General features: G+C 46.4%; 15 protein-coding genes, 2 tRNA genes and 1 pseudogene. 16 read left to right on the top strand and 2 right to left on the bottom strand.

Annotated features, from left to right (window positions below):
• Position 1 precedes the first annotated feature (1 nt).
• From dapB to FM037_RS06750, 4 genes are all read left to right on the top strand, one after another.
• Positions 2 to 814, top strand: a complete 813-nt coding sequence (gene dapB / locus FM037_RS06735; RefSeq protein WP_144045366.1) for a 4-hydroxy-tetrahydrodipicolinate reductase — start codon at positions 2 to 4, stop codon at positions 812 to 814.
• A 504-nt stretch (positions 815 to 1318) separates the two neighbouring features.
• Positions 1319 to 2476, top strand: a complete 1158-nt coding sequence (gene carA, locus FM037_RS06740) for a glutamine-hydrolyzing carbamoyl-phosphate synthase small subunit (RefSeq protein ID WP_144045367.1) — start codon at positions 1319 to 1321, stop codon at positions 2474 to 2476.
• Between the two features lie 19 nt (positions 2477 to 2495).
• The gene (carB, locus tag FM037_RS06745) at positions 2496 to 5714 is read left to right on the top strand and encodes a carbamoyl-phosphate synthase large subunit (RefSeq protein ID WP_144045368.1); all 3219 of its coding nucleotides are present in this window, start codon (positions 2496 to 2498) and stop codon (positions 5712 to 5714) included.
• Between the two features lie 134 nt (positions 5715 to 5848).
• The gene (locus FM037_RS06750; protein ID WP_144045369.1) at positions 5849 to 8167 is read left to right on the top strand and encodes a methyl-accepting chemotaxis protein; all 2319 of its coding nucleotides are present in this window, start codon (positions 5849 to 5851) and stop codon (positions 8165 to 8167) included.
• A 99-nt stretch (positions 8168 to 8266) separates the two neighbouring features.
• On the opposite strand, the gene FM037_RS06755 is transcribed toward FM037_RS06750, so the two are convergent.
• Positions 8267 to 8920: a TorF family putative porin gene (locus FM037_RS06755; protein WP_227992632.1), complete on the bottom strand. Its 654-nt coding sequence runs from the start codon at positions 8918 to 8920 to the stop codon at positions 8267 to 8269.
• A gap of 439 nt (positions 8921 to 9359) precedes the next feature.
• Between FM037_RS06755 and greA the strand changes: the two genes are divergently transcribed.
• The 4 genes and pseudogenes from greA (at position 9360) to secF (ending at position 13531) form a co-directional block, all read left to right on the top strand.
• A complete protein-coding gene (gene greA / locus FM037_RS06760; RefSeq protein ID WP_144045371.1) occupies positions 9360 to 9836 on the top strand; it encodes a transcription elongation factor GreA in 477 nt (158 codons plus the stop codon).
• Between the two features lie 238 nt (positions 9837 to 10074).
• On the top strand, positions 10075 to 10578 hold the full coding sequence (locus tag FM037_RS06765; protein ID WP_144045372.1) for a hypothetical protein: 504 nt from the start codon (positions 10075 to 10077) through the stop codon (positions 10576 to 10578).
• A gap of 192 nt (positions 10579 to 10770) precedes the next feature.
• Positions 10771 to 12584, top strand: a pseudogene (gene secD, locus FM037_RS06770) (protein translocase subunit SecD).
• A gap of 2 nt (positions 12585 to 12586) precedes the next feature.
• Positions 12587 to 13531 carry a protein translocase subunit SecF gene (secF, locus tag FM037_RS06775; protein ID WP_407695634.1) on the top strand — a complete coding sequence of 315 codons (945 nt, stop codon included), beginning with the start codon at positions 12587 to 12589 and terminating at the stop codon, positions 13529 to 13531.
• Between the two features lie 74 nt (positions 13532 to 13605).
• On the opposite strand, the gene yhbY is transcribed toward secF, so the two are convergent.
• Positions 13606 to 13905: a ribosome assembly RNA-binding protein YhbY gene (gene yhbY / locus FM037_RS06780; RefSeq protein WP_144045373.1), complete on the bottom strand. Its 300-nt coding sequence runs from the start codon at positions 13903 to 13905 to the stop codon at positions 13606 to 13608.
• Between the two features lie 91 nt (positions 13906 to 13996).
• Between yhbY and rlmE the strand changes: the two genes are divergently transcribed.
• The 8 genes from rlmE to FM037_RS06820 all read left to right on the top strand — a co-directional run bounded on the left by rlmE (position 13997) and on the right by FM037_RS06820 (position 20930).
• A complete protein-coding gene (gene rlmE, locus FM037_RS06785) occupies positions 13997 to 14626 on the top strand; it encodes a 23S rRNA (uridine(2552)-2'-O)-methyltransferase RlmE (protein WP_013052563.1) in 630 nt (209 codons plus the stop codon).
• Positions 14627 to 14671: 45 nt separating this feature from the next.
• Complete coding sequence (ftsH, locus tag FM037_RS06790) at positions 14672 to 16645, top strand: ATP-dependent zinc metalloprotease FtsH (RefSeq protein WP_144045374.1); 1974 nt, start codon at positions 14672 to 14674, stop codon at positions 16643 to 16645.
• Between the two features lie 166 nt (positions 16646 to 16811).
• Positions 16812 to 17600 carry a dihydropteroate synthase gene (gene folP, locus FM037_RS06795; protein WP_152829337.1) on the top strand — a complete coding sequence of 263 codons (789 nt, stop codon included), beginning with the start codon at positions 16812 to 16814 and terminating at the stop codon, positions 17598 to 17600.
• 126 nt (positions 17601 to 17726) lie between these two features.
• Positions 17727 to 19058, top strand: coding sequence for a phosphoglucosamine mutase (glmM, locus tag FM037_RS06800; protein WP_144045376.1), 1332 nt, complete (start codon positions 17727 to 17729; stop codon positions 19056 to 19058).
• A gap of 197 nt (positions 19059 to 19255) precedes the next feature.
• Entirely contained in the window at positions 19256 to 20038 is a 783-nt protein-coding gene (gene tpiA / locus FM037_RS06805) for a triose-phosphate isomerase (RefSeq protein ID WP_144045377.1), read from the top strand.
• 1 nt (position 20039) lies between these two features.
• Positions 20040 to 20375, top strand: a complete 336-nt coding sequence (gene secG / locus FM037_RS06810) for a preprotein translocase subunit SecG (protein WP_144045378.1) — start codon at positions 20040 to 20042, stop codon at positions 20373 to 20375.
• Positions 20376 to 20667: 292 nt separating this feature from the next.
• A tRNA-Leu gene (locus tag FM037_RS06815) sits at positions 20668 to 20753 on the top strand.
• 100 nt (positions 20754 to 20853) lie between these two features.
• Positions 20854 to 20930, top strand: a tRNA-Met gene (locus FM037_RS06820).
• Positions 20931 to 21018: the final 88 nt, after the last annotated feature.

The following is a 21018-nucleotide window of genomic DNA, read 5'->3' on the forward strand; positions in this document are numbered from 1 at the left end:
GATGACAGAACAAGTAAGAGTGGCTATTACAGGCGGCAGTGGTCGTATGGGACGTACTCTTATTGAAGCTGCACGAATTCAGCCTGCTATCTATCTAGGTGCTGCGATTGAAAGAGCTGGCTCGACTCTGATAGGGGTTGATGCTGGTGAGCTTGCTGGTGTGGGGTCGATGAACGTACCTATTACTGATTCGCTCGATAAAGCTGTCGATGATTTCGATGTGCTCATCGATTTTACCTCCCCTGAAGCGAGTGTAATTCATGCCGATTGGTGTGCCAGACATGGTAAGGCTATTGTTATAGGCACTACTGGCTTCACCGATGCTCAAAAATCAAAGATCTCTGCTTATGCAGATAAGATACCTGTTGTGATGGCGCCTAATATGGCTGTCGGGGTTAACCTTATGTGGAAACTGCTCGAGTTAGCGGCAGAAGTCATGGGTGATTACACGGATATAGAGATCATCGAGGGTCATCACAGGTATAAGAAAGATGCGCCTTCTGGCACGGCACTCAAGATGGGCGAAGTGATCGCCAAAACTTTGGGTCGTGATCTTAACAAATGTGCCGTTTACGGCCGTGAAGGGATGACCGGAGAGCGTGACCGCGAAACGATAGGTTTCTCTACCATACGTGCAGGGGATCTTGTTGGTGAGCATACCGCCATGTTTGCCGATATTGGTGAGCGGTTGGAGATCACTCATAAGGCATCGAGTCGTATGACTTTCGCTAATGGTGCCATGAGAGCATCGGTCTGGTTAGTCAATCAAGATGTCGGGCTCTACGATATGCAGCAGGTATTGGGTCTCAAATAATTACTATTTTTTAAAACCGCCAATCAGGCGGTTTTTTTATACACGGAAGTATTTATCCCCGGACACCATGGATGGTGTAGGAGGGGGTTTATACACGGAACTGTTTTTGTAAGTATTTATCCCAGGACACCATGGATGGTGTAGGAGGGGGTTTATACACGGAACTGTTTTTGTAAGTATTTATCCCCGGACACCATGGATGGTGTAGGAGGGGGTTTATACACGGAACTGTTTTTGTAAGTATTTATCCCCGGACACCATGGATGGTGTAGGAGGGGGTTTATACACGGAACTGTTTTTGGAAGAGTTATCCCCGAACGCCAAGGTGGTGTAGGAGGGGAGTTATGTTTTATCAAAATAAGTTGATAATTTAAATTTTTAATTTGTAGACAAGCTAAATAAACACGTATATAGTTGTCCGAATTTGCCAAAATTTCGTATTTATGTGAATATTGGTATTATTAAAGCAATAAAAAACATTATATTTTAGTGGCTTGGCTCTTTATGGAGGTCGCGTTGACAAAGTCTGCCTTACTCGTACTCGAAGATGGAACTGTATTCTCTGGCACAGCAATTGGTGCCGATGGACATGCTGTTGGTGAAGTTGTTTTTAACACTTCAATGACAGGATACCAGGAGATCCTGACAGATCCCTCTTATTCTCGCCAGATCGTAACTCTAACTTATCCTCATATTGGTAACACTGGAACCAATGATGAAGATACAGAATCCGATGCAGTCCATGCTTGTGGTCTGATCATCAGAGATCTTCCTCTTCTCGCCAGTAACTTTCGTAATCAGCAATGCTTGAGTGAATATCTGAAAGCTAACAATATTGTTGGCATCGCAGATATTGATACTCGAAAGTTGACTCGTATTTTACGAGAGAAAGGTGCGCAAGCGGGCTGTATCTTAGTCGGTGAGGATGACATAGCTAAGGCACTAGCCGAAGCGAAAGCGTTCCCTGGTTTAAAAGGCATGGATTTAGCCAAAGAAGTCACAACAGAAAAAGCCTATCAATGGCGTAGCGGTAGCTGGCGTTTAGTCGGTGGTTTACCCGAAGATAAGCCTGAATCAGAGCTTAAATACAAGATCGTTGCTTACGACTACGGTGTGAAGCGTAATATCTTACGTATGCTGGTAGATCGTGGTTGTGATGTCACTGTGGTTCCGGCCCAGACACCAGCATCTGAAGTGCTGGCGATGAAGCCTGATGGGATATTCCTCTCGAATGGCCCTGGTGACCCAGAGCCATGTGATTATGCTATCAAGGCGATTCAGGAGATCCTCAAGACAGAGATTCCTGTGTTTGGTATTTGTCTCGGTCATCAGCTGTTGGCTCTCGCCTCTGGCGCTAAAACCCTTAAAATGAAGTTTGGTCATCATGGTGCCAACCATCCTGTGAGCGACCTTGAGAAAGGTAATGTGATGATCACTAGCCAAAACCACGGTTTTGCTGCTGATGAAACTAGCCTGCCAGCCAACATCAAGGTGACTCATAAGTCATTGTTTGATGGTTCATTGCAAGGTATACATTTGACAGATAAGCCTGCATTTAGCTTCCAGGGACACCCTGAAGCGAGTCCGGGTCCACATGATGCAGCGCCTTTGTTCAATCACTTTATTGAACTTATCGAGCTATATCGTCAAAACGCCAAGTAATCAGGAGAAGGTTTAAGCAATGCCAAAACGTACAGATATTAAAAGTATTCTTATCCTGGGTGCAGGCCCGATTGTTATCGGTCAGGCATGTGAGTTTGATTACTCCGGTGCCCAGGCGTGTAAAGCGCTACGTGAAGAGGGTTATCGAGTTATTCTGGTTAACTCTAACCCAGCCACTATCATGACAGATCCTGAGATGGCCGATGCGACGTATATCGAACCAATTCATTGGGAAGTTGTGCGTAATATTATTGCCAAAGAGCGTCCCGATGCGATTCTGCCTACCATGGGCGGCCAGACGGCGCTTAACTGTGCGCTGGAGCTGGAAAGCAAGGGCGTGCTGAAAGAGTTTAATGTCGAGATGATTGGCGCGACAGCCGACGCCATAGACAAAGCCGAAGACCGTGGCCGTTTCGATAAGGCGATGAAAGCCATTGGCCTCGAGTGTCCACGTGCGGGTTTTGCCCATACGATGGCAGAGGCATTCGCGGTGCAGGAAACTTTGGGTTTCCCGTGTATTATTCGCCCGTCTTTCACCATGGGTGGCAGCGGCGGCGGTATTGCTTATAACATAGAAGAATTCGAAGAGATCTGTACTCAAGGACTGGACCTGTCGCCAACTAGCGAGCTGCTAATCGATGAGTCGCTTATCGGTTGGAAAGAGTACGAGATGGAAGTGGTGCGTGACAAGAATGATAACTGCATCATAGTCTGCTCTATCGAGAACTTCGATGCCATGGGCGTGCACACCGGCGACTCGATCACTGTGGCTCCAGCTCAGACATTGACGGATAAAGAATATCAGTTGATGCGTAACGCTTCTATTGCGGTTCTGCGTGAGATCGGTGTGGAGACGGGCGGTTCTAACGTACAGTTCGGCATCAATCCGAAAGATGGCCGTATGGTTATCATCGAGATGAACCCAAGAGTATCTCGCTCTTCAGCATTAGCGTCTAAGGCGACGGGCTTCCCGATTGCTAAAATCGCGGCCAAGCTGGCAGTTGGTTACACTCTAGATGAGCTTAAGAATGATATCACAGGCGGTGCTACCCCTGCTTCATTCGAGCCAGCTATCGATTATGTGGTTACCAAGATGCCACGTTTCAACTTCGAGAAGTTTGCCGGTGCAAATGACCGTCTAACCACTCAGATGAAGTCGGTTGGTGAAGTGATGTCCATTGGCCGTACGTTCCAGGAATCACTGCAAAAAGCATTGCGTGGACTCGAAGTCGGTAAGAATGGCCTAGATCCAATTATTGATATCGAAAATGCCGATGCGATGAAAAGAATTCGCCACGAGCTTACAGAACCTGGTGCAGACAGAATTTGGTATATTGCCGATGCCTTCCGCGCCGGTCTTTCTCTCGATGATATCTTCGAGCTGACTAATGTCGACCCTTGGTTCCTGGTACAGATACAAGATTTGCTTAATTTTGAAACTCAGGTTAAAGACGCTGGCATGTCGGGTTTGAATGAGATCTTCTTGCGCCAACTTAAGCGTAAAGGCTTCTCCGATTTACGTTTGTCGGACCTGCTCGGTGTCAATGAGGCTGAAGTTCGCAAGTTACGTCATAAACATGCGATTCATCCTGTGTATAAGCGCGTCGATACTTGCGCCGCCGAGTTCTCAACCGATACCGCCTATATGTACTCTACTTATGAAGAAGAGTGTGAGGCGAACCCATCTAATCGTGACAAGATCATGATCTTAGGCGGCGGACCAAACAGAATTGGCCAGGGTATCGAGTTCGATTATTGCTGTGTCCATGCGGCTCTCGCATTGCGTGAAGACGGTTATGAGACCATCATGGTCAACTGTAACCCTGAAACCGTATCAACCGATTACGACACGTCCGACAGACTCTATTTTGAATCTGTGACTCTGGAAGATGTGCTCGAGATTGTTCGTATCGAGAAGCCTAAGGGCGTTATTGTGCAATATGGTGGTCAAACACCGCTTAAGTTAGCCCGTGAACTCGAAGCTGCCGGTGTACCTATAATCGGTACTAGTCCTGATGCCATCGACCGCGCCGAAGACAGAGAGCGTTTCCAGCAGGCGATTCATCGTCTGGAGATGAAACAGCCAGAAAATGATACCGTGACTACAGTCGAAAGTGCCATTATCTCGGCCGAGCGTATCGGTTATCCGCTAGTCGTTCGTCCATCATACGTACTCGGTGGTCGTGCGATGGAGATAGTCTACGATGAGCAAGATTTACGTCGCTACTTCAATGAAGCCGTGAGCGTATCAAACTCCTCCCCTGTATTACTTGACCGTTTCTTAGATAATGCTATCGAAATAGATATCGATGCCATCTGTGATGGTGAGACTGTGGTTATTGGCTCTATCATGGAACATATCGAGCAAGCTGGGGTACATTCAGGGGATTCAGGTTGTTCATTGCCTCCTTATAGCTTAAGTGAAGATGTGCAGAACCGCATGCGTGAGCAGGTGGGTAAGCTGGCCATAGAACTTGGGGTTATTGGCTTGATGAATGTGCAGTTTGCCGTGAAAGATGATGAGATCTATATGATCGAAGTTAACCCTCGCGCCGCACGTACTGTACCATTCGTTTCTAAGGCGACTGGCGTACCTTTAGCTAAGATAGCCGCTCGTGTGATGGCGGGTCAAAGCCTTAAGTCGCAAAACTTTACCAAGGAAGTGATTCCACCTTTCTTCTCGGTGAAAGAAGTTGTTTTGCCGTTTAACAAGTTCCCGGGTGTCGATCCTATGCTTGGCCCTGAGATGCGATCTACCGGTGAGGTCATGGGCGTAGGTGATACTTTCGCCGAAGCGTATGCCAAGGCGCAACTGGGTGCCACCGCCTCCGTGCCTAAGTCCGGTCGTGCCTTGCTATCGGTTCGTGACAGCGATAAGCAAAGGGTAGCTGACTTGGCTTCGAACCTGATTGCTCTCGGATATGAAATCGATGCAACTCATGGTACTGCAATAATCTTAGGCGAGGCGGGGATCAATCCACGTCTGGTCAACAAGGTACATGAAGGGCGTCCGCATATTCTTGACCGTATCAAGAATGGCGAATACACCTATATTGTTAACACCACCGAAGGTCGTCAGGCGATTGAAGATTCTCGCCAGCTTCGACGCGGTGCATTACGATACAAGGTGGATTACACCACGACCTTGAATGCCGCATTTGCCACGTGTATGGCACATGCCGCCGATGACAGAAACACAGTGACTTCGATACAAGAGTTGCATAAACGCATCAAGTAAGACGCGTTACTTAATAAAAAGGCCGCATTCGCGGCCTTTTTATTGTTTCAGGATCTAAAATATCCCCTTTTCAGCGAGTTCGCGCATTTCTACTAAACTTTAAAGACTAGTCATGTTTAGGTGGTAAGCGGCTCATGAAAATTTCCAGCAAAATCGTGTTGGCGTCGGTGTTGTTATCCGGGATTGGAATTTTTACAGCAGGGTCGCTGGTTGGTTGGAAGTCTTCATCTATCGCATCAGTTGCCTTAGAGAAACGGGCGTTTGAGCAGCTTGTTGCCATACGAGAAATTCAAAAATCTCAGGTAGAAAGATATTTCTCAACGATTGAGAAAGAGATGATCACCCTGTCTAACGATGAGATGGTGATCGACGTGATGCATCATCTTCCTCAAGAGTTTTTCAAGTATGCTCAGCAGACCAGCATGAGAGATGACTCAGCTTTGAAGCGGTATTACACAGATCAATTCGATAAAGTATACCGCAGTCAGAATCCGTCGGCAGTAGGCAGTGCGGCGAGTAAACTCTCGATGTTAAATAGCAATACTAAAGCGATTCAGCATGCCTATATCAGTGGTAACGCTAATCCATTGGGCAGTAAAAATTCTTTAGAGTTTGCTAATGACGGCACCGACTACAGCAAGACTCACAAGAAGTATCACCCTCATTTTAATCAATATCTGGAAGCATTCGGTTTCTACGATATCTTTTTGGTCGAACCGGATACCGGGTATGTGATCTATTCTGTATTTAAGGAGCTGGATTACGCCACCTCCTTGATGGATGGTCCCTACAGGGACACGGGCCTCGCTCAAGCTTTTAGGGCAGCCAATAACACCAGAAATAAAAATGAAACCTTTCTCATCGACTTTAAACCCTATTTCCCCTCCTATGAGGCAGCCGCAGCATTTATCTCCTCACCGGTATTTTCCGCTGAAGGAGAGAAACTGGGTGTATTGATTTTTCAGATGCCAATCGATGAGATTAATAGTTTGATGACCTATGAGCAGGAGTGGGACAAGGTCGGTCTGGGAAGCTCAGGTGAAACCTATTTAGTGGGGGATGATAACTTGCTTCGTAGTCAGAGCCGTTTCTTGCATGATGATAAAACAGGCTATATTAAGGCGCTCAGAGAGTCGGGCATGGACGCTAATACAGTCGACAAGATTGAGGCAAGTGGCTCAGCCATAGGTTATCAAAAGGTTGATAGCGAGGGGGCTAGACTCGCATTATCTGGCCAGTCTGGCATTAAAACTGTCATGGACTATCGTAATGTTGAAGTGTTGTCTGCATTCGCTCCACTGCAGATAGCCGGGGTTAAATGGGCCATTTTGAGTGAGATCGATGTTGCCGAGGCGATGCAGGACAAAGAAGACATGCTTTCAGCTATCTGGTTGACTATCAGTGTCATTATGTTGATCTTAATTCCTATTACTCTACTCGCAGGTTTCATGGTCGGTCGGGGAATATCTAATCCAATCAATGATTTTATTGCTCAGGTCAATCGAGTCACTCAGAATAAAGACCTGACCACCAGGATCGATTATCAAGGTAAAGACGAGCTGTTTTCTCTAGCGAGCTCATTCAATCAGCTGCTTCAGGAATTACAGAGTATTCTCAATAGTGTCGAGGAGTTGGCCGCGACTCTGTTGCAATCGACGAGTAAGATGATGGAGGAAATCCAGGAAACGACCGATCAAACCATGCTGCAATCAGACAGTGCAGACAGTGTGGCGGTGGCAACGAACCAGTTGCTAGCGACAATCCAGGAGGTGGCACGCAATGCAGCTGGCGCCGCCGATTCGGTACGTGAAACCAATGATAAGTGTTTGGAGAGTACTCAAGGGGCCGAGCGTTTGGAACATGATATGGAGGAGTTAAACGCACAAATGGCTTCGGCGTCTCAGTCCATCGAAAAACTGGCTCAGGAGAGTGAATCAATTGGTTCTGTGCTCGATGTCATTCAGGCCATAGCGGAGCAGACTAATTTGTTGGCGCTCAATGCAGCTATCGAAGCGGCAAGGGCGGGAGAGCAGGGAAGAGGTTTTGCGGTTGTCGCCGATGAAGTGAGGACATTAGCATCACGTACTCAGAAATCTACCGAAGATATTCGGGAAAAAATCAACTCTTTGCAACATGAGACTGAGATAACCGTCAAGATGGTGACCTCGTCTAATGAGATGGCCAATGCCAGTATAGGTACCTGTGAAGAAAACAGAAAGATATTGGCCGAGGTGGTAGTGCTTGTGTCTCAGCTCAGTGATATGAATATGCAGATAGCGACGGCCTCGGAGCAGCAAAGTGCTGTGGTTGGCGAAATTAATCAAAATATTACAGAGATAGCCGATACCTCACAGAGGATCTCCACTAAGGCGGAGCTCAGTAAGGGAGATCTCGAAAACTTGAGTGAACTAGTGACTAACCTGGAAGAAAAAATGCGTGAATTTAAGCTTTAGATTGGTTAGGAGCTGTTGAGATTAACACTCCGTTTAATCCGAAAGTGTTGCATTAAAAAAGAGGCCTGTTCAGGCCTCTTTTTTGTTTATTTATATGGATTAGAGATCGATATCATAGGTATAAGAAACCACGACCTTATAATCGTCATCTATTTCATCTTCACTTACTTGACTGACTAAGAAGCTAAAACCACTCTTGCTGATGCTGACGTTATAGTCCTGATAATCGAGGCCATCATCGAAATCGTAACTACCGAAGTGTAGCCCGAGTTCGGCATCGCCTAATATTTCAAATGCCACATTGGCTTCAAAATAGATATCGTCACCAAAGTCAGATGACCAGTCAGAATGTGCCGTGGTAGAAATGCCTATTGAGAGTACACTCCAGCCGATTGAGCCATAAACCTCACCGAAGTTGAGGTCATCGCCGTCGGGATAACCGTAGTAGACATAACCAAAATCATAGCTCAATTCACCAAAATCATTGCCAAAGCCTAGATAGAGATCGAGTTCTGTGGTGGCATCATCACCAAAATCGACGTTAGATGCCCAGGTGCCTATATAGATGCCAGACTCCATAGCGTAATCTATTCCGCCAGATACCGCGGGCTTATCATCGGTCTGAGTTACACCACGCCAGATGTAATTATTAGTGACACTTATGTTGGCCGATAAGCCTTCTGTGGCTAATGTTGGTGGGGCTAATGTGAGAGTGCAGCACAATGCGACTGCATATCCAATGTGATGTTTCATATTCATTCCCTATTTATCATTATTGCTTATTTTTGTTTATAAGCTTAACCCTACTTCATCGATTTAAATGGGGTGATAAAGTGAGTTGATTATCCTTGGACTCTAGGTACAAGCTGGATAGATCAATTGAAGTGTAGTGCAGTTTTAACTTATTGCTAATTAACGAGTATTATAATTGCACCAAGATGGTGATAATTCCTTCGGTTCAGTTAACTCTTTTATTTTAAGAGACTTAGGACACTTAAATGTTATTTATACTGGCTTGACTGTGCCTCGGCACACTTAAGACTTTGACTGAGACAAATAGTTATGTGGAAAAGTGGGATAGCATCTGAGGTGATGAACGTATAGAATGAGGTTATTCCCGAGATACTTTACTTTATTGGCCCAGCATGTGCCGATAGAGACTGCTTTTGTTTTAAGGAGACGAAAGAGGATTATGAATAAGGTTCCTATGACAGTTGTCGGTGCCGAGCAACTGCGAAAAGAGTTAACACATCTGAAATTCGAGCAGCGTCCCAGTATTACTCAGGCGATAGGCACAGCCAGAGAGCTTGGCGATCTTAAAGAGAATGCCGAGTATCATGCTGCGCGCGAAGAGCAGGGTATTTGTGAGGCGCGAATTCGTGATATCGAAGGTAAGCTTTCGAATGTGCAGATCATAGACGTGACTAAGATGGAAAATACCGGTCGTATTATTTTCGGTACGACTGTTACTATCTTAAATGTCGATACCGAAGCTGAAGCGACTTACCGTATCGTGGGTGAGGATGAGGCGAACATCAAAGATAATTTAATCTCTGTGACTTCACCTATTGCACGTGGTTTGGTGGGCAAAAGCTTAGATGATGAGGTGAATATTCAGACTCCCGGTGGTATCACCGAGTATGAGATTATCGCCGTAGAGTATATCTAAGCAGATCTTATATGTATCCCATTCATTGCTAATGGTGGGAAACACCTGTGTAAAATCACTCCATGTTAAAAAGCCGCTAATAGCGGCTTTTTTGTTGCTTAACTTTCGCTATTTGATGCGATACCGGAGCGGTTACTCGACTTATTTGTCAATCGAAGCCTGCAAGATGTTTAATTGTTAATTTGTTTTTTCGGTTTTTCTGGTTAGAATCAAAATATTGAATATCATGGGGCTTAATGTGTCGGGACTTTTTCGTATAGGGCTAATGCTGATCTTGCTGGGAGGAATATTTCTCTCCGGCACGAGTGCGAATGCTTCTGAATATATGAAAAAGGATAACCCTATTCAGTCCGTCCACAGCTTGTGTCAGGACTCAGGGTCACAGGAAGCATTTAAATCTAACTCTTGTGTATCGATGAACACTCTCTTTGGGCATCAAGATACACCTAGCACTCACACAGGACTCGAGCATCATGATCCAAGTGAGCAAGAGTTTGTTCCTCTTATCTCGATGCGCCTGTTAAGTTTTTCTCAACACGATCTACATCAAGTAAGGCCTAGCTATCTGTTGGCCTATGAGTTTGTTTCCCCTCCAAGTCCCTCTTTTTCCATTGGGTATCGGATAGACTTTGTCCGGAGTCTGGATTGGTCCCTCCATGCTAATGAAAAGCCTTCCAGACTTTCGGGTTGGAAGGAATCGAATCTGCTCTACCGCTTTTCTCAGCAAAAATCCGTTAGCTAACTTGTTATCGGCTGGCGTCGAACCTTAGCCAGCTAAATCTCTCTTTCTCAAGAAGCATCTTCCTATTGGCCATCCTTTGGGCTGCGCGTACTTGGTTGAGCCATTTATACCAATTCGTATAAATGGCGAACCTTGGGAGAAAGAGCGGGAAAACTCGTTAGAAAGCAAGGTGCCTTCAGGGCAAATTACGCTATGAAAAGACAAACAAGAAAAAAATTACTCAACCATAACTCTCCATGGAAATATGGGGTGTTAATCGTCACTATTATCGTCATGCTATTGAGTGCACTGCCGTCTCTGTTTGGTGAAGATGCGGCTATTGAAGTCAGTGATAAGGCGGGTTTATCTGTTTCCTTGATTGAGCTGCACAAGCAACTGCAGCTGGTTGGGATAGATATCAAGCGTATAGAGCAGGCCGATGGCCAAACATTGATCGTACTTGCTAAGCAGGCTCAACAAACGCAAACGAAGCAACTGCTGGCTAAGTTAGTCGCTAAACCAGAACATCTCACTCTGGCACTCGCTCCGGCGGCGCCATCCTGGTTACTCAGTCTGGGAGTTGCACCGATAAAGTTGGGCTTAGATCTTAGGGGAGGTGTGCAGTTTCTCTTGGATGTGGATCTGGAACCCGTTTATCGACTTCATGGTGAAAGCTTAGTCGATTCAATCAAACAGTTTTCCCGTGAGCAAAAGTTGATGGGTACTCAAGTGCGTTATGAGGACGATGACATTATCACCTTAGTGCTGGCCAACTCAGAAACCAGTCACCAATATCGACAATTTCTCCGTAGTCAACATCCTCGCTGGCAAGTGAAACAGGACGGGGATGGCATCTTGACGGTCAGTTTAAAGCAAACTGAAAAAGACCTGCTGCGGGATCTCACCGTTAAACAAAATTTACAGACCATGCGTAGTCGCATATCTCAACTTGGGATAACCGAGGCAGTAGTGCAGCGCCAGGGAGAGCATAGAATACGTATTGAGCTGCCTGGCGTTCAAGATCCTGCCGCAGCGAAGAGCGTTATAGGTGCAACCGCCAGCCTGGCTTTCTATGAAGTTAAACCGCCGGGTTCCGTTAACGCGAAAATCTTGCGTGATGACTCCCAGACCCCAGTGTATGTATCGCGCAAACCCGTGTTGGGAGGTGAGCATATTGTAGATGCCAGGGCGGGGATTGGTGAGATGGGGGGGCTGAAGTGAATATCAGCTTAGACAGCGCTGGCGGTAAATTGATGTCGGCTTTTTCCAGAGACAACATAGGTCATCCCATGGCCACATCTTACAGTGAATACAGCCGTAATGCTCAAGGCGAGGTGAGTCAACAGACACGAGTGATTAGTATTGCCACGATACAAAGCCAGTTAGGCAATCGTTTCAGTATTACCGGAGCCGGAGATTACCAAGAGGCACAGCAACTGGCATTGTTATTACGTGCAGGCTCTATGACAGCGCCGGTGACCATAGTCGAAGAGCGAACCATAGGCCCGAGTCTTGGCGCCGAGAATATCGTCAATGGTTTTGCCGCGTTAGCCCTAGGCATGGCGATGACCTTAGTGTTTATGGGCTTCTGGTATCGACGTTTAGGCTGGGTGGCTAATGTGGCGCTTATCGCTAACATGGTGATTCTGTTTGGGCTACTGGCCCTGATCCCGGGGGCGGTATTGACCTTGCCTGGCATAGCAGGCTTAGTGCTTACTGTTGGCATGGCCGTGGATACCAATGTGCTCATCTTCGAGCGGATCAAAGATAACCTGAAACTAGGGAGAGATTTCGCCCACGCTATAGACAGGGGCTTCGATAGCGCCTTTGGTACCATTTTAGATGCCAATTTCACCACCATGATCACCGCAGTTGTGCTCTATTCTATCGGTAATGGTCCGATCCAGGGCTTTGCCCTGACACTGGGCCTGGGACTGCTGACTAGCATGTTTACCGGCATCTTTGCCTCTCGCGCCCTTATCAACTGGGCGTATGGACGTAACTTTAACCGTGATGTGAGGGTGTAATCATGAGTTTATTTAATTTGAAGCTGGTTAACACCAAGTTTACAGAGATGAAAACGTTAACTAAATTACGTTATTTCAGTAGTCTGATATCACTTAGCTTAATGATATTGTCCCTTTCTGTGATTGCGGTTAAGGGATTCAATTGGGGCCTGGATTTCACCGGCGGAGTCGTCACCGAGGTGAAGCTTGATAGCAAGGTGACCAGTAAAGATATCTCTGCTTTATTGAGTTTAGCGTCTGAGCAGGAGGTGAGTGTGATTTCCGCGGGAGAGCCTGGGCGTTGGGTACTAAGATATAGTCTGCCATCGACTCAGGAAGATGTCAGTCAGCATGCAATGGATATAGAGCAGGTATTGCAACCTCTCAGTAGTGAGGTAGAGGTGCTCAACAGCAGCATAGTCGGGCCGCAGATTGGCCAGGAGTTGGCCGAGCAAGGTGGTTTGGCCTTGCTGGTTGCCATGTTGTGCATCATGGCTTATCTGAGTTATCGATTCGAATGGCGTCTGGCCAGTGGTGCCTTGCTCGCCCTGTTTCATGATGTGATCTTCGTGTTGGCATTCTTTTCATTGACTCAGACTGAGTTTAATCTGACCGTGCTCGCGGCGGTACTGGCAATATTAGGCTATTCACTCAATGATTCGATAATCATAGCGGACAGGATCAGAGAGGGATTGCGAACGGAATCTGGCTTGCCGATAGCCGAGATCAATGACAGGGCTGTGAAGGCGACATTTTCCCGCACTATGGTGACCAGTGGTACTACCTTGATGACGGTCATCGCGCTGTGGGTGATGGGAGGGGGGCCGTTGGAAAGTTTTTCCATCGCCATGTTTATCGGTATCCTGACCGGCACCTGGTCGTCGATATCCGTGGGAACCTGTTTTCCCGAGGTGTTTAAGCTCAACTCGGAGCATTATCGTCTCGTGCCTGTTTCTGATACGCCTTAGCTAGTCTAGTTTAGAACAGGCATAAAAAAACGGAGCCAAAGATTAATTTGGCTCCGTTTTTCGATAGAAGGTGCTTACTTTGCCTTAGGAATGGCGATTTTCATCTCTTCAGACTGGCGGAAAAGTACAAGCACGTGACCGATAAGCTGTACTTGTACGGCTTGAGTCTCACGAACAATGGCGTCGACAATTGCTTTTTTTAACTCTCTGTCACCCGAGGCGACTTTCACTTTGATCAGTTCATGGTGAGTGAGTGCATTATCAATTTCCGCCAGTACACCTTCAGTCAGACCATTGGAACCAAGCATCACTACAGGCTTCAAATCATGCGCTAAGCCTTTCAAGTGTTGTTTTTGTTTGGTTGTTAAGTTCATTTATACCAACTTTATGCTGAGTTACTATTGAAAAACGGCTATTCTACCCTTATATACAGTTTATGTAACTCTCATTTGTTGCGGATGTTGAATGTCAGGTAAAAAACGAACAGCGAGTTCCTCCCGTTGGTTGCAGGAACATTTTGACGATCACTATGTCAAATTAGCTCAAAAACGGGGATTGCGCTCGCGCGCCGCGTTTAAATTAGAGGAGATCCAGGAGAAAGATAAGTTGATTCGCCCTGGTATGACGGTGGTGGATTTAGGGGCTGCCCCCGGTGGTTGGTCCCAAGTTGCCGTTAAACTTGCCGGAGACAGAGGGAAAGTTATCGCTTGTGATATTTTAGCTATGGATCCCATAGTTGGTGTAGACTTTCTTCAGGGTGATTTTCGGGAAGAAAAGGTACTCGATGCCTTGCTTACCCGAGTCGGAGATGGGAAAGTGGATGTGGTCTTGTCTGACATGGCACCGAACATGAGTGGTACCGGTGGTGTCGATCAGCCCCGGGCCATGTATCTGGTGGAATTAGCCTTAGACATGTGCCATCAGGTGATGGCTCCAAATGGCTGTTTCGCAGTCAAAGTCTTTCAGGGGGAGGGCTTTGAAGAGTACATGAAGTCGGTGAGAGCCGCATTTAAAACGGTTAAAACACGTAAGCCAGACTCTTCGCGAGCACGTTCGCGGGAAGTCTATCTTGTGGCGACTGGGTACAAGTTGTAGTACCCTAACGTCTGTTATCGCAAGACTGTATGAGGTCTAGTAATTTTGAGTGATATGGCAAAAAATTTAATTCTCTGGGTAGTCATCGCTGTTGTGTTGATGTCTGTATTTCAGGGCTACTCCCCCTCTTCTACCACTGCGTCGAAGATGGATTATTCTGCTTTTTTAGATGATGTTCGTAGTGGTCAGATAAACACCGTCGAAATCAAGAGCGATCAACGTACGATTGAAGGGACGAAACGTACCGGAGAAAAATTCACGACTATCATGCCCATGTATGATCAAGATCTGATTAACGATCTCGATCGTAAAGGCGTGAGTATGAAAGGGCAAGAAGCCGAAGAGTCCGGGTTCCTAACCCAGATCTTTATCTCCTGGTTTCCTATGTTATTGCTTATTGGTGTATGGATCTTCTTCATGCGTCAGATGCAGGGCGGCGGTGGCAAAGGTGCCATGTCGTTCGGTAAGAGCAAGGCTAAGCTGATGAGTGAAGATCAGATCAAGACAACTTTTAGTGACGTTGCTGGCTGTGATGAAGCGAAAGAGGACGTTAAGGAACTGGTCGATTACCTCAAAGAACCGACAAGGTTTCAGAAGCTAGGTGGGCGTATTCCCACTGGTATACTCCTCGTAGGTCCTCCGGGTACGGGTAAGACCTTGCTGGCTAAGGCTATTGCCGGTGAGGCAAAAGTGCCTTTCTTCACTATCTCAGGTTCAGATTTCGTTGAGATGTTTGTTGGTGTCGGTGCTTCTCGTGTACGTGACATGTTCGAACAAGCGAAGAAGTCAGCACCTTGTATCATCTTTATCGATGAGATCGATGCCGTCGGCCGTCAACGTGGCGCTGGTGTCGGTGGTGGTCACGATGAGCGTGAGCAAACATTGAACCAGATGTTGGTAGAGATGGATGGTTTCGAAGGTAATGAAGGTGTTATCGTCATCGCTGCGACGAACAGACCCGATGTCCTCGATGCCGCGCTACTGCGCCCGGGTCGTTTCGATCGTCAGGTGGTGGTTGGTCTTCCCGATGTACGTGGTCGTGAGCAGATACTTAAAGTGCATATGCGTAAAGTGCCTTTGGCTGATGATGTTAAGGCGAGTGTTATCGCTCGTGGTACTCCTGGTTTCTCTGGTGCGGATCTCGCTAACCTGGTTAACGAGGCTGCCTTGTTTGCCGCTCGCGGCAATCGCCGTATCGTCAGCATGGAAGAGTTCGAGAGTGCTAAAGATAAGATCATGATGGGCGCAGAACGTCGCTCCATGGTGATGTCAGAAGAAGAGAAAGCGATGACGGCGTACCATGAAGCCGGTCATGCAATTGTTGGTTGTTTAGTGCCAGAGCATGATCCTGTGCATAAGGTGACCATTATACCTCGTGGCCGTGCCTTGGGTGTGACCTTCTTCCTGCCGGAAGCCGATGCTATCAGCCAGACTCGACGTAAGCTGGAGAGTCAGATCTCTGTTGCATACGGTGGACGTCTTGCCGAAGAGATAATCTATGGCAGTGAAAGGATTTCTACCGGTGCTTCTCAGGATATCAAGTACGCCACTTCGATTGCCCGTAACATGGTGACTCAGTGGGGCTTCTCCGAGAAGCTAGGCCCTGTCTTGTACGCAGAAGATGAAAATGAAGTTTTCTTAGGACGTAGCATGGGTAAGACTCAACATATGTCCGATGAAACCGCGAGTCTGATCGATGCCGAAGTTAGGCTGCTCATCGATAACAACTTCGATCGTGCCAAGGTATATCTAAATGATAATATGGATATTCTTCATGCGATGAAAGATGCCTTGATGAAATATGAAACCATAGATGCCAACATGATTGAAGACTTGATGCAGCGTCGTGAAGTCCGTGCTCCGGCCGATTGGGACATGGATGATAATGGTTCCAGCAAGGATGATAAGGATGGAGATTCAGTTAAGACTGAGGAGGCAAGCTCCACCGAGAGTGAAGAAAAAGCCGACTCTGAAGTGACGCCGGATATCAAAGATGCCGACGAATCTACAGCTAAGTAGCTATCATTACTGAATAAAGAAAACCCCGTTATGGGGTTTTCTTGTTTTTAGTGTTTGCGATTTTGTTTACTTGAGTCTTATCGAAAAAATTATTACCTTTCATGGAGTTGATGTGTTTCGAATCGAAAGTGGTAAACGTACACTAATTTTAGATAAAACCTTGGTCATGGGCATTTTAAATGTCACCCCTGATTCTTTTTCCGATGGTGGTGAATTCTCCTCCTTTGATTTAGCCTGCCAGCATGTCGATACTATGGTGTCGCAAGGCGCTAAAATTATCGACATAGGCGGTGAATCGACTCGTCCAGGTGCAGCCGAGGTCACTCTAGATGAAGAGCTAAGCAGGGTGTTGCCCTTAGTCGAGTATATCGCTAAGCATCATGACGCTTGGATCTCCATCGATACCAGTAAGCCTGAGGTCATGGAGCGAGCGGTTAAAGCCGGGGCGCACCTGATTAATGATGTTCGAGCCTTACAGACTCCAGGTGCCTTGGAGCGCGCAGCCCTACTTGATGTGCCTGTTTGTCTAATGCATATGCAGGGGCAACCGGATACTATGCAAGATGCACCGGATTATCGGGATATCATTGCTGATGTCATCGATTTTTTTGAACGAAGAATCCATGCATGTATTGAGGCTGGAATTAAACGTCACAATATATTGTTGGACCCAGGGTTCGGCTTTGGTAAAACCTTATCCCATAATTATGAGTTACTTAACCGATTAGATGAGTTTAAGGCGTTAGAGTTACCGTTACTGATCGGCTTATCCAGAAAATCTATGCTGGGTAATCTGCTCAAGCGCGAGCCTAAACAACGCTTGGCGGCGAGTCTGGCTGGCGGCTTGATCGCGGCGCAGAAAGGCGCCAATATTTTAAGGGTACATGATGTGGCTGAAACTTTAGATTGTCTAAACGTATTCCAAGCTAGCAATGATTACCGACACTTGATTTGATTCTAAGTTGCTGTGGTTAACCAGATTAGACCAGTCTTTTTAATCATCATTCAGCTTGAGTCAGCAAATAGACTGTAAATTAGTACAAATTTCATCCCAGAATGGGATGACAAACGGGGTTGTAAAGTGAAGAAATTTTTTGGAACAGATGGTATACGTGGCAAGGTAGGTGCAGGTAAGATGACACCTGAGCTAGCGTTGAAACTGGGTTGGGCTGCCGGCCGTGTTCTGTCGAGAAGCGGTACGAATAAAGTCATCATAGGTAAAGATACCCGTATTTCAGGCTACCTGTTCGAATCTGCAATGGAAGCGGGTCTATCGGCGGCAGGCTTAAATGTGATGTTGATGGGCCCTATGCCTACGCCAGCAGTTGCTTATTTAACCCGGACCTTTAGAGCCGAAGCCGGGGTGGTTATCAGCGCATCCCACAACCCCTATTACGACAACGGCATCAAGTTTTTCTCCACCGATGGCAGTAAACTCGCTGATGAAATAGAGCTGGAGATTGAACGTGAACTGGAAAAACCTTTGGTCTGCGTCGAGTCGCACCTGTTAGGGAAAGTCTCCCGCATCGATGATGCTCCCGGACGCTACATCGAATACTGTAAAGGTAACTTTCCTGCCGATCAGACGCTTCGTGGTTTAAAGATTGTGGTCGATTGTGCCCATGGCGCTACTTATCATATTGCACCCAATGTCTTTCGTGAATTGGGCGCCGATGTGATAGCCATAGGTGATAAGCCCGATGGCTTGAACATTAACCATGAAGTGGGCGCGACTTCTATGGCTAAAATCTGTGAAACTGTAATAGCTGAAGGGGCCGATCTCGGTATTGCCCTGGATGGTGACGGCGACCGTATAATGATGGTTGATCGTCATGGGCGTGTGATCGACGGTGATGAGATACTTTATATTTTGGCGTGCGATGCTAAATCAAGAGGCGTGCTTCAGGGCGGCGTAGTCGGCACCTTGATGTCTAACTTAGGGCTTGAACTGGCTTTAGCCGATCTGGATATTCCCTTCCTGCGTTCCAAAGTGGGCGACCGTTACGTGATGCAGCTATTAAAAGAGAATGACTGGCGCATAGGCGGCGAGAATTCAGGTCATATCCTGAACTTAGATCATGGCACCACAGGAGATGGTATCGTTGCAGGGATATTGGTGCTTGCCGCTATGAGAAGACGCAATGCAAGCCTTGAAGACTTGACTGAGAATATTAAGATGCTGCCTCAGGTGTTGGTTAATGTGCGTTTTGAAGGCGAGCATAATCCGTTAGAGTCAGAAGAAGTGCTCGACGCTAAATTAGAGGTCGAGGCTAAATTGGGTGAGCGAGGCAGAGTTTTACTGAGAAAGTCCGGCACCGAGCCTTTGATTCGGGTCATGGTTGAGGGAGATATCGAAGCGGATGTCCTTATGCATGCAAATTATATTGCCGATAAAGTCAGAAATTTAGTTTAGGTTACTGCTAAATAGTAGGGGGACATCCATGATGGTTACCCCTATATAGTGCTATTTATACTCACAACGATGAATAATTAGCTTGGGGCGGCGGAAAAAGCAACGCTCCGACCATTAATCTAAAAAATTAGCGATTTAGCTATTGTAACTTAACAAGTGGTTCGCTATTATTCACGCCGCTTTCAGAGGAGATGGTAATGGCATTAAGACGTCCGATGGTTGCTGGTAACTGGAAAATGAATGGCAGTGCCCAGTTGGCACAAGAGCTTTTCAAAAAGTTTGCTACCAAGCTTCAAGATGATTCAGCGGAAGTGGTCTTGTGTCCACCGAGTATTTATCTCGAAAGCGTACGACAACAGCTAGACATGAACAAAGAAGCCTTAAATGGTTGTTTAGTCAGAATGGGCGCACAAAACCTGAGTCAACACGACTTCGGTGCTTATACTGGTGAAGTGTCTGGGCAGATGTTGAAAGATTCAGGATGTCGATATGTGATTATCGGCCATTCCGAACGTCGCCGTATGTACGGAGAGACGAGTGACATAGTGGCAGAGAAATTTGCTGCGGCTCAAAAACATGGTTTAACTCCGATATTATGTGTCGGTGAGTCTGGTCCAGCTAGAGAAGCGAGAAGAACTTTTGAAGTTATCGCCGAAGAGCTAGACATAGTCATTAAGAAAAATGGCACCATGGCTTTTGATAATGCAATTATCGCTTACGAGCCTTTATGGGCTGTAGGGACTGGTAAGAGTGCTACGCCAGAACAGGCGCAAGAAGTACACGCGTTTATACGCAAGCGTCTGTCTGAAGTGTCTCCATTTATTGGAGAAAATATCAGGATTTTGTACGGTGGTAGCGTAACACCGAGTAATGCAGCAGATCTTTTTGCTCAACCTGATGTAGATGGTGGATTGATTGGCGGCGTAAGCTTAAATTCAACCGAGTTTTTAAGTTTATGTTCCATAGCGATGAGCGCATAATATGTATGAAGTTCTAATGGTTGTTTACTTGTTGGTTGCGATTGGTCTAGTTGGACTAATTCTGATTCAACAAGGTAAAGGTGCTGACATGGGAGCCTCTTTCGGCGCCGGTGCTTCGGCTACTCTATTCGGGTCATCTGGTGCGGGTAACTTTTTAACTCGTTCTACTGCTGTATTAGCGATTGGCTTCTTTGCACTTAGTTTGATTATTGGTAATTTAAGTGCCAATCATACCAAGTCAGAAGACGCTTGGAATGATCTAACTAACGATGCAGCACAAGTTGTTGAACAAGTTAGTGAAGAAGTACAACAGACGGAAGATAAGATTCCTGATTAAGATAATCTGTGGCTAACCTCAAATTAGTCAGATAGATATAGATTGTCGATGTAAAAGTTACATGCGGATTTAGATATTCGTTATCTTAACCAGGATATAAAATATAGGTTAGTCACATACGGATGTGGTGGTGTCTTGATAGTAAGTTAGACACGCCAGTTTGTGGTAAACATCTAAACCAAGATGTAAAAACGGTCAGTCACATACGGATGTGGTGGTGTCTTGATAGTAAGTTAGACACGCCAGTTTGTGGTAAACATCTAAACCAAGATGTAAAAACGGTCAGTCACATGCGGATGTGGTGGAATTGGTAGACACGCCAGCTTGAGGGGCTGGTGAGCGCAAGCTCGTGGGGGTTCAAGTCCCCCATCCGCACCAACTTTTGATTTCAATTTTGAGGTCGAGAGTAATAAAGCGAGAGCTTATTCGCTTTGTTATTGCAAGTGTAGAGATAACTCAATATACTTGCAGCAGTTGACGCGGGGTGGAGCAGTTTGGTAGCTCGTCGGGCTCATAACCCGAAGGTCATCGGTTCAAATCCGGTCCCCGCAACCAGCTTCCCAATATCAGGCTAAAATAGCCTAATATTGGTTACAGGTTTTAAATTCAACGACCTCGTTATTACGGGGTTTTTTGTTATCTG

The sequence above is a fragment of the Shewanella psychropiezotolerans genome (assembly GCF_007197555.1).
Classification (GTDB): Bacteria; Pseudomonadota; Gammaproteobacteria; order Enterobacterales; family Shewanellaceae; genus Shewanella; species Shewanella psychropiezotolerans.

Excerpts from the sequence above, each read along its gene's own strand:
- dapB (WP_144045366.1), top strand. The coding sequence starts at position 2 with ATGACAGAACAAGTAAGAGTGGCTATTACAGGCGGCAGTGGTCGTATG.
- secF (WP_407695634.1), top strand. The coding sequence starts at position 12,587 with ATGAGTTTATTTAATTTGAAGCTGGTTAACACCAAGTTTACAGAGATG.
- greA (WP_144045371.1), top strand. The coding sequence starts at position 9,360 with ATGAATAAGGTTCCTATGACAGTTGTCGGTGCCGAGCAACTGCGAAAA.
- tpiA (WP_144045377.1), top strand. The coding sequence starts at position 19,256 with ATGGCATTAAGACGTCCGATGGTTGCTGGTAACTGGAAAATGAATGGC.
- carA (WP_144045367.1), top strand. The coding sequence starts at position 1,319 with ATGGAGGTCGCGTTGACAAAGTCTGCCTTACTCGTACTCGAAGATGGA.
- rlmE (WP_013052563.1), top strand. The coding sequence starts at position 13,997 with ATGTCAGGTAAAAAACGAACAGCGAGTTCCTCCCGTTGGTTGCAGGAA.
- yhbY (WP_144045373.1), bottom strand. The coding sequence starts at position 13,905 with ATGAACTTAACAACCAAACAAAAACAACACTTGAAAGGCTTAGCGCAT.
- folP (WP_152829337.1), top strand. The coding sequence starts at position 16,812 with ATGGGCATTTTAAATGTCACCCCTGATTCTTTTTCCGATGGTGGTGAA.
- carB (WP_144045368.1), top strand. The coding sequence starts at position 2,496 with ATGCCAAAACGTACAGATATTAAAAGTATTCTTATCCTGGGTGCAGGC.
- FM037_RS06750 (WP_144045369.1), top strand. The coding sequence starts at position 5,849 with ATGAAAATTTCCAGCAAAATCGTGTTGGCGTCGGTGTTGTTATCCGGG.
- FM037_RS06755 (WP_227992632.1), bottom strand. The coding sequence starts at position 8,920 with ATGAAACATCACATTGGATATGCAGTCGCATTGTGCTGCACTCTCACA.
- secG (WP_144045378.1), top strand. The coding sequence starts at position 20,040 with ATGTATGAAGTTCTAATGGTTGTTTACTTGTTGGTTGCGATTGGTCTA.